This window comes from Comamonas aquatica NBRC 14918 (assembly GCF_000739875.1).
Lineage (GTDB): Bacteria > Pseudomonadota > Gammaproteobacteria > Burkholderiales > Burkholderiaceae_C > Comamonas > Comamonas aquatica.
Genome location: NZ_BBJR01000067.1, coordinates 1 through 12249, shown reverse-complemented (window position 1 = coordinate 12249; position 12249 = coordinate 1). Strand labels below are relative to the sequence as shown.

The 12249-nt window shown below is 64.6% G+C and carries 13 protein-coding genes; 10 read left to right on the top strand and 3 right to left on the bottom strand.

What is annotated here, in order from left to right; translation table 11 throughout:
* The first annotated feature begins 143 nt into the window (after positions 1-143).
* A complete protein-coding gene (locus tag CA2_RS14945; RefSeq protein WP_042419075.1) occupies positions 144-671 on the top strand; it encodes a hemerythrin domain-containing protein in 528 nt (175 codons plus the stop codon).
* Positions 672-702: 31 nt separating this feature from the next.
* Here CA2_RS14945 and CA2_RS14940 read toward each other — a convergent pair whose 3' ends face one another.
* Positions 703-1335, bottom strand: a complete 633-nt coding sequence (locus CA2_RS14940) for a MarC family protein (protein ID WP_042419072.1) — start codon at positions 1333-1335, stop codon at positions 703-705.
* Between the two features lie 122 nt (positions 1336-1457).
* Here CA2_RS14940 and CA2_RS14935 point away from each other — a divergent pair, with 122 nt between their 5' ends.
* Positions 1458-2156: a dienelactone hydrolase family protein gene (locus CA2_RS14935; RefSeq protein WP_042419068.1), complete on the top strand. Its 699-nt coding sequence runs from the start codon at positions 1458-1460 to the stop codon at positions 2154-2156.
* Positions 2157-2263: 107 nt separating this feature from the next.
* Here CA2_RS14935 and CA2_RS14930 read toward each other — a convergent pair whose 3' ends face one another.
* Positions 2264-3397, bottom strand: a complete 1134-nt coding sequence (locus CA2_RS14930; protein WP_052369960.1) for a magnesium transporter CorA family protein — start codon at positions 3395-3397, stop codon at positions 2264-2266.
* A 97-nt stretch (positions 3398-3494) separates the two neighbouring features.
* Complete coding sequence (gene hemB / locus CA2_RS14925) at positions 3495-4505, bottom strand: porphobilinogen synthase (protein WP_042419066.1); 1011 nt, start codon at positions 4503-4505, stop codon at positions 3495-3497.
* 250 nt (positions 4506-4755) lie between these two features.
* Between hemB and CA2_RS14920 the strand changes: the two genes are divergently transcribed.
* The 8 genes from CA2_RS14920 (at position 4756) to fusA (ending at position 12051) form a co-directional block, all read left to right on the top strand.
* Positions 4756-5178 (top strand): CopD family protein, encoded by a 423-nt coding sequence (locus tag CA2_RS14920; RefSeq protein WP_042419137.1) that lies wholly within the window; start codon positions 4756-4758, stop codon positions 5176-5178.
* Between the two features lie 41 nt (positions 5179-5219).
* A complete protein-coding gene (locus CA2_RS14915) occupies positions 5220-6317 on the top strand; it encodes a VanZ family protein (RefSeq protein ID WP_042419063.1) in 1098 nt (365 codons plus the stop codon).
* Between the two features lie 13 nt (positions 6318-6330).
* On the top strand, positions 6331-6675 hold the full coding sequence (locus CA2_RS14910; protein ID WP_042419133.1) for a (2Fe-2S) ferredoxin domain-containing protein: 345 nt from the start codon (positions 6331-6333) through the stop codon (positions 6673-6675).
* An 87-nt stretch (positions 6676-6762) separates the two neighbouring features.
* Positions 6763-7401 (top strand): alpha/beta hydrolase, encoded by a 639-nt coding sequence (locus CA2_RS14905; protein WP_042419060.1) that lies wholly within the window; start codon positions 6763-6765, stop codon positions 7399-7401.
* Positions 7402-7442: 41 nt separating this feature from the next.
* A complete protein-coding gene (locus tag CA2_RS14900; protein ID WP_042419130.1) occupies positions 7443-8612 on the top strand; it encodes a D-alanyl-D-alanine carboxypeptidase family protein in 1170 nt (389 codons plus the stop codon).
* 156 nt (positions 8613-8768) lie between these two features.
* Positions 8769-9146, top strand: coding sequence for a 30S ribosomal protein S12 (rpsL, locus tag CA2_RS14895; RefSeq protein WP_042419058.1), 378 nt, complete (start codon positions 8769-8771; stop codon positions 9144-9146).
* Positions 9147-9314: 168 nt separating this feature from the next.
* On the top strand, positions 9315-9788 hold the full coding sequence (gene rpsG / locus CA2_RS14890) for a 30S ribosomal protein S7 (RefSeq protein WP_042419055.1): 474 nt from the start codon (positions 9315-9317) through the stop codon (positions 9786-9788).
* Positions 9789-9942: 154 nt separating this feature from the next.
* Positions 9943-12051 carry an elongation factor G gene (gene fusA / locus CA2_RS14885; RefSeq protein ID WP_042419053.1) on the top strand — a complete coding sequence of 703 codons (2109 nt, stop codon included), beginning with the start codon at positions 9943-9945 and terminating at the stop codon, positions 12049-12051.
* Positions 12052-12249 lie beyond the last annotated feature (198 nt).

Sequence of the window (12249 nt, the reverse complement as noted above, 5' to 3'; positions counted from 1 at the left end):
GCATGCGGGGCTTTTTGCCGTCTGGCCCGGTGGTGCCTGTAGGCCGTGGCCCTGTGTCGGCCGGGCTTTGACCTGTCTCAAACCCCTACGAGATAGGCTTCGTAAGCTTTCGGCTTTGCACAGTTTGGACGAAGGAGGGCGCTATGGCGACATTGGAATGGAGCACGGCCCTGGAGTTGAACGTTCCAGTCATGGACGAAACGCACAAGGAGTTCGTGGACCTGATGGCGCAGGTGGAAGCCACGCCGGACGAGGCCCTGATGCCGGTGTGGCAGGCGCTGGTGGCGCACACCGAGGAGCACTTCGGGCAGGAAGACCGCTGGATGCTGGCCACCGGCTTTGCCACGGGCAACTGCCACGCCACGCAGCACAAGGTGGTGCTGGACATCATGCGCGAAGGCGGCAAGCGCGGGGACGAGGGGGACTACAGCATGATCCGCGGCATGACGCCGGAGCTGGCCTCCTGGTTCAGCTACCACGCCCAGACCATGGATGCGGCCCTGGCCCAGCACATGCAGAGCGTGGGCTTTGACCCCGCCAGCGGCGCCCTGCTGCACAGCGATGCCCTGCCGGCGCAGCCCATCAGCGGCTGCGGCGGGGCCTGCTCCACCCCGGACGACCACGGCCAGCACGGCGCCCAGGCCGACAAGGTGGCGCAGTCGGCGGTCTGAGTGCCGCCCCCGCGCGGGCCGGCACACGGTGTCAGCCCGCCAGCGCGGGGAAAATCTTCATCAGGCCCCCGGCCATCACTTCCACGGCCAGGGCGGCCAGGATCAGGCCCATCAGCCGCGTCATCACGTTGATGCCGGTCTTGCCCAGCACGCGGGCAATCGGTTCGGCCATGGAAAAGCTGGCCCACACCGCGGCCGCCACCACCACCCCATAGCCCACCAGGGCCAGGTGCTGCCAGAAGGTGGCCGCCTGGTCGGCGTAGATCACCACGGTCGACATGGCGGCCGGCCCGGTGAGCAGCGGGATCGTCAGCGGCACCACGGCGATGCTGTTGCCCATGGCGGCCTTCTCGACCCCCGCTTCCAGCGTGTCCTCGTGGCGCCGGTCTTCGGCCGGGCGCGCGTTGAGCATGTTCATCGCGCTGATCAGCAGCAGCAGGCCGCCGCCGACCTGGAAGCTCTGCAGCGAGATGTTGAAGAAATCCAGCACCTGCAGGCCGATCAGCGCGCAGGCGGCGATCACCACGAAGGCGCTGAACGACGCCGTGCGGATGGTCTGGGCACGCTGCGCAGCATCGAAGCCTTGCGTGTAGTGGATGAAAAACGGCACGATGGCCAGCGGATTGACGATGGCAACCAGGGTGATCAGCGGTTTCAGATCCATGGGCGGGCAGTGCGGGGAAGGGTGGACAGGTCCTAAGTGGAACGCAGATTGCTTAAAGTTGCCAGTGTTGCGGCCGGCAGGGACACGGCAGGTCGCCCAACGATAACAAGGAGATGCGATCCATGGGCAGCTTTATTTCACTGACCGCCGCCGACGGCACGGCGGTGCCGGCCTGGGTGGCCCAGCCCGAGGGCCCGGTGCGCGGGGCCGTGGTGGTGGCGCAGGAGATTTTCGGCGTCAACAGCCACATCCGCGCCGTGACCGACCGCCTGGCCGCACGCGGTTTCGTGGCGATCGCCCCGGCGCTGTTCACGCGGCTGGAGTTCGATGTGCAACTGGGCTATGACGTCGAGGGCATGGCGCGCGGCAAGGCCTTGAAGGCCGCGGCCGAGGCCCTGCCGGGTGAGGGCGTGCTGCAGGACATCCGCGCCGCGGCGCAATGGGCCTTGCAGCAGGACGGCGTGGCCGGCGTGGGCATGGTGGGCTTTTGCTGGGGCGGGCTGCTGGCCTGGCGCGCGGCCGAGCGGGTGAGCGAGCTGTCGGCCGCCGTGTGCTACTACGGCGGGGGCATGACCGTGTCGCCGGAGGTGGCGCGCACGCCGCGCGTGCCGGTGCTGGCCCACTTTGGCGCGCGCGATGCGCACATTGCGCTGGACGGCGTGCAGGCCTTCAGCCGGGTGCACCCCGTGGTGCAGGTGCATGTGTACGACGCCGACCATGGCTTCAACTGCGACCAACGCGGCAGCTACGACGAGACCAGCGCCATCCAGGCCAAGGACCGCACGCTGGCTTTCTTCGACCAGCACTTGGCGCGGGCCTGATGCGGGTCTGATGCACAAGAAGAGCGGTTGGCGCGCGCCATGCTTGGGTTCTGGCGTGTTTTGACTCGCAAACCCAGCGAGGGTGAGCGCGGGTTGCTCGCAGTTTTTCAGGTGTTCTCGCCCATCAGGGTGTCGCGCTCGATGTAGCGGCGGCGCAGGAAGAACACCAGCAGGGCCAGGCCGATGCCGGCCATGGCGCCCATGGCCCACCAGAAACCGTCTTCCTTGTGCACCAGGGGCAGCACGTCGAAGTTCATGCCGAACACGGCGGCGATCAGGTTCAGCGGCAGGAAGATGGCGGTCAGCGTAGTCAGCGTGCGCATGATGTCGTTGGCGCGGTTGCTCTGGGCCGAGAAGTGCATCTGCACTGCGGCCTCGGCGCTCAGCTCCATGCGGTGCACGTGGTGGCTGACGCGCTCGATGTGCTCCAGCACGTCGCGCGAGCGCACGCGCAGCAGCTCGCGTGCGCGGCGCTCGGCCGTCTCGCTTTCCTCGGGCCAGCTCTCCAGCATGTCGATCCAGTCCTGCACGGCGCCGCGCTGGTCTTCGCAGATTTCGTTGAGCTGGTGCAGGCCCAGCTGCGCCTGCAGCACCTTGCCCCAGTCGTGGAAGCGCGAGTTGGGGTTGAGCAGGGCCATCTGCCACTGGTCCATCTGTTTGGCCATGTCGCGGCGCAGGCTGAGGAAACCGTCCACCATCAGGTCCAGCTGGCGCAGCATCAGGTCGGCGCTGCTGGCGGGCAGGCGGCTGCCGGCGCGCTTTTCCGGCGTTGTGCCCGGGGCCAGCAGGCGCTGCACATGGTGGGAGCGCACCGGGCATTCGCCGGGGTGGACGCTGAACAGCAGCTGGTCGAACACGGCAAAGCCGACGGGGGCGGTGTCCAGGTTCTTCAGCAGTGGGGCGCTGGCAGGGCGGGCGCCGGCGTCTGCGCTGCCGGTTGCGGGTGGCGGCGGCAGGTCCAGGCGCCGGAACAGCATCACGTCGTAGTCCGAGGTGTAGTCGAAGGTGGACGGGATCTGGGCGTTCAGCAGGTCGGAGATGTGCAGGTCCACCAGGGGTGTGCCGCACAGCTGCAGCAGCAGGCGCTGCACGGCCGCGATCTGGGTCTCGAACTCGGTGCGCTCGCACGACAGCCAGTAGAAGCTGCCGGCCTCGGGCGCGGGCAGGGGGGCGTCGGACGCAGGCCAGGTGCCCAGGTCGAGCACCTGCTTGGTGGCAGGCTGGATCAGCAGCAGTCGCATAGCTACAAGGTCAAATGGCCGCAAAACGCAGACTGTACAGGCGCTGGCAGCGATCCAAACCGTGTCTGCGCGCACGCAGACACGGGCGAGGGGCCGCTTACAGGCCGCGCAGCCGCTTGGCGGCGTCGATGGCGAAGTAGGTCAGGATGCCATCGGCCCCGGCGCGCTTGAAGGCCAGCAGGCTTTCCATCATCACGGCGTCGTGGTCCAGCCAGCCGTTGGCGGCCGCGGCCTTGAGCATGGCGTACTCGCCGCTGACCTGGTAGGCGAAGGTGGGCACGCCGAACTCGTCCTTGACGCGGCGCACGATGTCCAGGTACGGCAGGCCGGGCTTGACCATGACCATGTCCGCGCCTTCGGCGATGTCCAGCGCCACTTCGCGCAGGGCTTCGTCGGAGTTGGCGGGGTCCATCTGGTAGACGTTTTTGTCGGCCTTGCCCAGGGCGCCGCGCGTGCCCACGGCGTCGCGGAAGGGGCCGTAGAACGCGCTGGCGTACTTGGCGCTGTAGGCCATGATGCGGGTGTGGATGTGGCCTTGCAGCTCCAGCGCCTCGCGGATGGCGCCAATGCGCCCGTCCATCATGTCGCTGGGGGCGACCATGTCCACGCCGGCTTCGGCATGGGCCAGGGCCTGGCCGACCAGCACTTCCACGGTCTCATCGTTGATGATGTAGCCGCTCTCGTCGAGAATGCCGTCCTGGCCGTGGCTGGTGTAGGGGTCCAGGGCCACGTCGGTCATCACGCCGAGCTGGGGAAATTCCTTTTTCAGCGCGCGCACCACGCGGGGGATCAGGCCGTCGGGGTTCAGGGCCTCCTTGCCGTCGGGGGTCTTGAGGCTGGCGTCGATGGCGGGGAACAGCGCCAGATAGGGGATCTCCAGCTTCACGCACTCCTCGGCCACGGGCAGCAGCAGGTCCAGGCTCAGGCGGTCCACGCCGGGCATGGACGGCACGGCCTGGCGCAGCTGCGTGCCCTCGTGCACGAACACCGGGTAGATGAAGTCATGGGCTGTCAGGCGGTTTTCGCGCACCAGGTTACGGGTGAAGGCGTCGCGGCGCAGGCGGCGCGGACGGCTTTGCGGGAAAGGGGTAGGGTTCGACAGATGCATGCCGTGCATTGTGCGCCTGTCGGTCGGCGCTGGCGAGGGATTGCGCAGGGCGCCGCTGGGGCATGCCTTGGGGATAGTCCCCGTGTGCCGGGGGCGGCGGGGTGCTAGATTTCGCCTCGAAAGCGGCTTGCTGCTTTCCCTGCTTCACCTCCCTGAGCAGGCCTCTTCCAGAGGAATTTCTCGGCCCGGCTGCATGCCGGGCCTTTTTTTGTGCGCCAGCCCAGGCCAGGGGCGGGCTTACACTGTGCCCATGTTGTGGGTCAAAGCTTTTCATATCGTCTTCGTGACCAGCTGGTTTGCGGGTTTGTTCTATCTGCCGCGCATCTTTGTGAACCTGGCCATGGTGCCGCCCGGCTCGGTGGCCGAGCGCGAGCGCCTGATCGGCATGTCCCAGCGGCTGCTGCGTTTCACCACCCTGCTGGCGGTGCCCGCCGTGGGACTGGGTCTGTGGCTGCTGTTCGGCTATGGCTTCTGGCAGTCGGGCGGCTGGGTGCATGCCAAGCTGGCGCTGGTGGCGCTGGTGCTGGCCTACCACTACAGCTGCGGCCGCCTGCTGCGCCAGCTGATGGCCGAGACCTGCCCGCGCAGCCACCGCTGGTTCCGCTGGTACAACGAGCTGCCCGTGCTCCTGTTGATGGGCATCGTGGTCCTCGCGGTGGTCAAGCCGTTCTAATTCTCGCAACCGTCTGAGCCCGGGCTGGAAAGGGGCTGTTTGTGTTCAAAACCTCGGCATGGCCGCTGGCCCTGCTGTACACCCTGCTGATCGTGTTCGCCAGCCTGTTCCCGTTCGAAGGCTGGCGGGTGCAGGGCATCTCTCCCTGGGTGTTCGCCACGGCGCCGCTGCCGCCGCCGTACTGGACGTGGTTCGACGTCAACACCAACATCATCGGCTATGTGCCCCTGGGTTTTCTGCTGGCGCTGGGCGGCGTGCGCAGCGGCATGCGCGCCTGGGCCATCCTGTGGGCGGCGCTGTGCGGGGCCGTGCTGTCGCTGAGCATGGAGTTCCTGCAGATCTACCTGCCGCGGCGCGTGCCGTCCAACATGGACTTCGTGCTCAACGCCGCAGGCGCCCTGGTGGGCGCGGTGCTGGCGGCGGGCCTGGAGTGGCTGGGCCTGCTGGAGCGCTGGAGCGTGTTCCGCGAGCGCTGGTTCGGCCACCAGCCGCATGGTGGCCTGGTGCTGATCGGCCTGTGGCCGCTGGCCCTGCTGTTCCCGCCGGCGCTGCCCTTCGGCCTGGGGCAGGTGCTGGAGCGCCTGGACACCACGCTGGACGAATGGCTGGAAGGCACGCCCTTCATGGACTGGCTGCCGCTGCGCGAGGCCCCGCTGGTGCCGCTGATGCCCAGCGCCGAAATGCTGTGCGTCATGCTGGGCCTGCTGGCGCCCTGCCTGCTGGGCTACCTGCTGATCGTCCACCGCGGCCGGCGCGCGGTGTTCGCGCTGCTGACCGGGGTGGCCGGCGTGGCGGCGACGGCGCTGTCCTCGGCCATGGCCTATGGGCCGGTGCATGCCTGGGCCTGGCTGACCCTGCCGACCCAGGCCGGCATGGTGGCGGCGGCGCTGTTTGCCGTCTGCCTGCTGCCCATCGGGCGCCGCTGGTGCGCGGTGCTGTTGCTGCTGGTGCTGATGTGGCAGCTGAACTGGCTCAACCAGGCGCCGCTGAACCCGTATTTCGCCGACACCCTGCAGTCCTGGGAGCAGGGTCGGTTCATGCGCTTTTACGGGCTGGGTCAGTGGCTGGGATGGCTCTGGCCCTATGCCGTGCTCGCGTATGTGGCCTTGCGCCTGTCCCAGCGCCAGGGCGACTCCTAGAATGCACAGCACCATGAGCGACAACACTGCCCCCGGCTACTACAGCCGCCACATTTTTTTCTGCCTCAACGAGCGCCCCAACGGTGAAGACTGCTGCCACCTGCACGGCGCCAAGGAAGGCTTTGACCACTGCAAGCGGGCGGTGAAGGACGCCGGCCTGGCCGGCAAGGGCCAGGTGCGGGTGAACAAGGCCGGCTGCCTGGACCGCTGCGCCGCTGGCCCCGTGGCCGTGGTCTATCCCGAAGGCACTTGGTACACCTTCGTGGACACGGCCGACATCGACGAAATCGTCGAATCGCACCTCAAGCATGGCCAGGTGGTGGAGCGTTTGCTGGTGCCGCCGGAACTTGGCCGCTGAAACCGACTCAGACGCCGCATTGCAAGTGTTTTTGGCAGTTTGCGCTGATCTGACAAGCGCAGACAGCTATGAATTAGGTAGTTTGCTGTGAACGCCCAAACCGAACGATTCACCCTGACCGGCGCCGCAGGCGCCATCGAAGCCCTGCGCGACCGCCCGGTGGGCACCTCCCGGGGCGTGGCGGTGATTGCCCACCCGCACCCGCTGTATGGCGGCACCATGGACAACAAGGTGGTGCAGACCCTGGCGCGTGCCTTCGTGCAAAGCGGTTGGGAGACCATCCGCTTCAACTTCCGCGGCGTGGGCGCCAGCGCTGGCGTGCACGACGCCGGGCGCGGCGAAGCCCAGGACCTGGTGGAGGTGGTGCGCCAGGTGGCCCCCCAGGGCCCGCTGGCGCTGGCCGGCTTCTCGTTCGGGGCCTTCGTCACCACGCATGCCGTGGCCGCCCTGTGGGACGAGGGCCGCGTCGAGCAGGTGGTGCTGGTGGGCACGGCGGCCAGCCGCTTTGAACCCGCCACCCTGCCACCGGCGGCGCACGCGCGCACCCTGGTGCTGCATGGCGAAAAGGACGACACCGTGCCGCTGCAGTCCGTGATGGACTGGGCGCGCCCGCAGATACTGCCTGTAACAGTTGTGCCCGATGGAGGTCATTTCTTCCACGGACAATTGCCGTTGCTCAAAGGGCTGGTGGTCCGCCACCTGAGCGCCGGTCACGTGCCAACGTGACCGCTAGCCCCTTGTTGATTCTTTGATAAACCGAGTTGTTCATGAAGCCTGTTTTCTCCTCCTTGCGCACGCTGGCCCTGACCGCGGCGCTGGCGCCCCTGTGGGCCAGCGCCCAAATCGCCCCGCTGCAGCCCCCTGAAATTGCCGCGCACACCTACATGCTGGTGGATGTGACCGCCAACCAGGTGCTGGCCTCCAAGGATGTGGACGCCCAGGTGGAGCCCGCTTCGCTGACCAAGCTGATGACGGCCTACCTGGTGTTCGATGCCCTGCGTGCCAAGAAGATCACGCTGGAGCAGCGCCTGCCCGTCAGCGAGCTGGCCTGGAAGATGCCTGGCTCGCGGATGTTCATCGACCCCAAAATGCAGGTGGCGGTGGAAGACCTGCTCAAGGGCATGATCGTGCAGTCCGGCAATGACGCCACCATGGCGCTGGCCGAAGGCGTGGGCGGTACCAAGGATAACTTCGTGCGCCTGATGAACGAGCAGGCCAAGGCGCTGGGCATGACCGGCACCAGCTACAAGAACCCCGAGGGCCTGACCGAGGCCGGGCACTACACCACGGCGCGCGACCTGTCCATCCTGGCCATACGCCTGATGCGCGACTTCCCCGAGTACACCCACTACTACTCCATCAAGGAATACCGTTACCAGGGCACGCCGGCCGCCAACAGCCGCAACCGCAACACCCTGCTGTTCCGCGACCCCTCGGTGGACGGCCTCAAGACCGGCCACACCAATGCCGCGGGCTACTGCCTGGTGTCGACCGCCAACCGCGAAATCCCCAATGTGGGCGGGCGTCGACTGCTCTCCATTTTGCTGGGCGCGGCCAGCGACAACGCGCGGGCCAACGAAAGCCAGAAGCTGCTGAACTGGGGCTACACCGCCTACGACGCCGTCAAGCTGTTCGATGCCGGCCAGCCCATGGAAGAAGCGCAGATCTGGAAGGGCTCGCAAGGCACCATCAAGGTGGGCCGCGAAGCCGCGACCGTGGTGACCGTGCCTTCGGGCAGCGCCGGCAAGGTGACCACCCAACTGGTGCGCACCGATCCGCTGATGGCGCCGATCACCAAGGGCCAGCAGGTAGGTACCTTGAAGGTGCTGGTCGGCGACCAGGTGGCGGCCGAGCTGCCGGTGTTGGCCCTGGAGGCCGTGAATGAAGGTGGCTTCTTCCGCCGCCTGTGGGACTCCATCCGTCTCTGGATCCGGTAACGGCTCCAGGCCGACGGCAGCACCTCTGGGCTCCTGGGGGTGCTGCCGTTAATCACGTGCGACTTGCCCCGGGGTTGCCAAACTGGTACATTCGAGGGCTTTTCGGAATTTCCGAAGGGTTTCACGTTTTCGTTTTTTACGTTTAGGGACGTATATATGCCAACCATTAACCAACTCGTGCGTCAGGGCCGCACGGTCGAAGTTATCAAATCCAAGAGCCCTGCTATGGAAAACTGCCCCCAACGCCGTGGCGTGTGCACCCGTGTGTACACCACCACACCCAAGAAGCCTAACTCGGCTTTGCGTAAGGTGGCCAAGGTGCGTCTGACCAATGGTTTCGAGGTGATCTCGTACATCGGCGGTGAAGGCCACAACCTGCAAGAGCACAGCGTGGTGCTGGTGCGCGGCGGCCGTGTGAAGGACTTGCCTGGTGTGCGTTACCACATCGTGCGCGGTTCCCTGGACCTGCAAGGCGTCAAGGACCGTAAGCAAGCCCGTTCCAAGTACGGTGCCAAGAAGCCTAAGGCCAAGTAATCAGCCCTGGCTTGAAAGCAATCGGTGTTTGATTCGCCTGACTGGCGCGGTCAAACGTAGTGGCCCAAAGCGCAAATGTCTTGCGTGGGTCGAGTAAGTGAGAGTTTTGTTGAATGGCTCTCGCGGTGCCTGAAAAGACACCAACTGAAGCAAAGATAGAGGTAAAAAATGCCACGTCGTCGCGAAGTCCCCAAACGTGAAATCCTGCCGGATCCTAAGTTCGGCAATGTCGAGCTGTCCAAATTCATGAACGTGATCATGGAAGGCGGCAAGAAGGCGGTTGCAGAGCGCATCATCTACGGTGCCCTGGATCTGATCGCCAAGAAGCAGCCTGAAAAGGAAGCTCTGGAAGTGTTCGTCACTGCCATCAACAACGTGAAGCCCATGGTGGAAGTGAAGTCCCGCCGCGTGGGTGGCGCCAACTACCAGGTGCCCGTTGAAGTGCGTCCCGTCCGTCGTCTGGCTCTGTCCATGCGCTGGATCAAGGAAGCCGCCCGCAAGCGTGGTGAGAAGTCCATGGCCCAGCGCCTGGCCAACGAACTGCTGGAAGCGACCGAAGGTCGTGGCGGCGCCATGAAGAAGCGTGACGAAGTGCACCGCATGGCCGAAGCCAACAAGGCATTCAGCCACTTCCGCTTCTAATCTGCGAATCGCAGATTGAATCAGACGGGCCGCTCGCAATTTTTGCCGGCGGCCTTGTCTCGATTCAAGGCACCCTTATATAGAACTGCTGGCCCCGGCGCACAAGGCAGGGTGATCGCAGACTCTCTCCCATACGATCAATCAAGGATCAATCATGGCTCGCAAGACCCCCATTGGCCGTTATCGCAACATCGGTATCTCGGCCCACATTGACGCAGGTAAGACCACTACCACTGAACGTATCCTGTTTTACACAGGCGTGACCCACAAGCTGGGTGAAGTGCACGATGGCGCTGCGACCACGGACTGGATGGAGCAAGAGCAAGAGCGCGGCATCACAATCACCTCCGCTGCCGTGACCTGCTTCTGGAAGGGTATGGACCTGTCCTACCCCGAGCACCGTTTCAACATCATCGACACCCCCGGCCACGTGGACTTCACGATCGAAGTGGAGCGTTCCATGCGCGTGCTGGACGGCGCTTGCATGGTGTACTGCGCAGTGGGCGGCGTGCAGCCCCAGTCGGAAACCGTGTGGCGTCAGGCTAACAAGTACAAGGTGCCTCGTCTGGCCTTCGTGAACAAGATGGACCGTACCGGCGCCAACTTCTTCAAGGTCGTGGACCAGATCAAGACCCGCCTGAAGGGCAACCCCGTGCCTGTCGTGGTGCCAATCGGTGCCGAAGACAACTTCAAGGGTGTCGTGGACCTGCTGAAGATGAAGGCCATCATCTGGGACGAAGCGTCCCAGGGCATGAAGTTCGACTATGCCGAGATCCCCGCTGACGTGCAGGAAACTGCCGAAAAGTGGCGCGAAAACATGATCGAAGCGGCTGCCGAAGCCAGCGAAGACCTGATGAACAAGTACCTGGAAGAAGGTACGCTGTCGGAAGAAGAGATCAAGGCCGGCCTGCGCGCCCGTACCCTGGCTGTGGAAATTCAGCCCATGCTGTGCGGTACCGCCTTCAAGAACAAGGGCGTGCAGCGCATGCTCGACGCTGTGATTGACTACCTGCCTTCGCCCATCGACATTCCTGACGTGGAAGGCACCGATCCCGACAACGAAGAAACCAAGCTGTCGCGCAAGGCCGATGACGAAGAGAAGTTCTCGGCGCTGGCGTTCAAGCTGATGACCGACCCGTTCGTGGGTCAGCTGACTTTCGTGCGCGTGTACTCGGGCGTTCTGACCAAGGGTGAATCCGTTCTGAACTCTGTGAAGGGCAAGAAGGAACGTATCGGCCGTATCGTGCAGATGATGGCCAACGACCGCGTGGAAGTGGAAGAAATCCGTGCTGGCGACATCGCTGCCTGCGTGGGTCTGAAGGACGTGACCACCGGCGAAACCCTGTGCTCGCAAGACGCTCCCATCGTGCTGGAACGCATGGTGTTCCCCGAGCCCGTGATTGCACAGGCTGTGGAACCCAAGTCCAAGGCCGACCAGGAAAAGATGGGTATCGCCCTGTCGCGCCTGGCTGCAGAAGATCCATCCTTCCGCGTGCGTACCGACGAAGAATCCGGTCAGACCATCATCGCCGGTATGGGCGAGCTGCACCTGGAAATCATCGTGGACCGCATGAAGCGCGAATTCAACGTGGAAGCCAACGTGGGCAAGCCCCAGGTGGCCTACCGCGAAACCATTCGCCAGAAGGTGGTGGACGTCGACGGCAAGTTCGTGCGCCAGTCCGGCGGTAAGGGTCAGTACGGTCACGTGGTGTTCACGGTCGAGCCCCAAGAAGCCGGCAAGGGCTTCGAGTTCGTCGACGCCATCAAGGGCGGTGTGGTGCCTCGCGAATACATCCCTGCCGTGGAAAAGGGCGTGATCGAAGCCCTGACTTCCGGCGTGCTGGCTGGCTACCCCGTGGTGGACGTGAAGGTCACGCTGACCTTCGGTTCGTACCACGATGTGGACTCGTCCGAACAGGCGTTCAAGATGGCTGCCATCTTCGGTTTCAAGGAAGCCGCCAAGAAGGCCAGCCCTGTCATCCTGGAACCCATGATGGCTGTGGAAGTGGAAACGCCTGAAGACTACGCCGGTACCGTGATGGGTGACTTGTCTTCGCGTCGCGGCATGGTGCAGGGCATGGACGACATGGTCGGTGGCGGCAAGGCCATCAAGGCCGAAGTGCCTCTGTCCGAAATGTTCGGTTACGCCACCTCGCTGCGTTCGCAGACACAAGGCCGTGCGACCTACACGATGGAATTCAAGCACTACGCTGAAGCTCCTCGTAATGTGGCCGAAGCCATCGTGGCTGCCCGCGCTAAGTAATTAGCAAATCGGTCATAATCGACGGCTTGGTTGAAAGCGCCCTCGTGGCGCTTTCAATACAGATTGCCGGTCTGCGATCGCGTGCCACTTTGTTTCCTGTGCGAAGTGAATCAGCAATGCGATGCAGACCTTAAAACCCCACACAGGTTTGCTCTTTTATTTGGAGAATTTGCAATGGCAAAGGAAAAATTCGAACGT

Bases quoted from the DNA above. Each gene is read 5' to 3' on its own strand.
- CA2_RS14945 (WP_042419075.1), top strand. From the start codon at position 144: ATGGCGACATTGGAATGGAGCACGGCCCTGGAGTTGAACGTTCCAGTC.
- CA2_RS14930 (WP_052369960.1), bottom strand. From the start codon at position 3,397: ATGCGACTGCTGCTGATCCAGCCTGCCACCAAGCAGGTGCTCGACCTG.
- rpsL (WP_042419058.1), top strand. From the start codon at position 8,769: ATGCCAACCATTAACCAACTCGTGCGTCAGGGCCGCACGGTCGAAGTT.
- hemB (WP_042419066.1), bottom strand. From the start codon at position 4,505: ATGCATCTGTCGAACCCTACCCCTTTCCCGCAAAGCCGTCCGCGCCGC.
- CA2_RS14940 (WP_042419072.1), bottom strand. From the start codon at position 1,335: ATGGATCTGAAACCGCTGATCACCCTGGTTGCCATCGTCAATCCGCTG.
- fusA (WP_042419053.1), top strand. From the start codon at position 9,943: ATGGCTCGCAAGACCCCCATTGGCCGTTATCGCAACATCGGTATCTCG.
- CA2_RS14935 (WP_042419068.1), top strand. From the start codon at position 1,458: ATGGGCAGCTTTATTTCACTGACCGCCGCCGACGGCACGGCGGTGCCG.
- CA2_RS14910 (WP_042419133.1), top strand. From the start codon at position 6,331: ATGAGCGACAACACTGCCCCCGGCTACTACAGCCGCCACATTTTTTTC.
- CA2_RS14900 (WP_042419130.1), top strand. From the start codon at position 7,443: ATGAAGCCTGTTTTCTCCTCCTTGCGCACGCTGGCCCTGACCGCGGCG.
- CA2_RS14920 (WP_042419137.1), top strand. From the start codon at position 4,756: ATGTTGTGGGTCAAAGCTTTTCATATCGTCTTCGTGACCAGCTGGTTT.
- rpsG (WP_042419055.1), top strand. From the start codon at position 9,315: ATGCCACGTCGTCGCGAAGTCCCCAAACGTGAAATCCTGCCGGATCCT.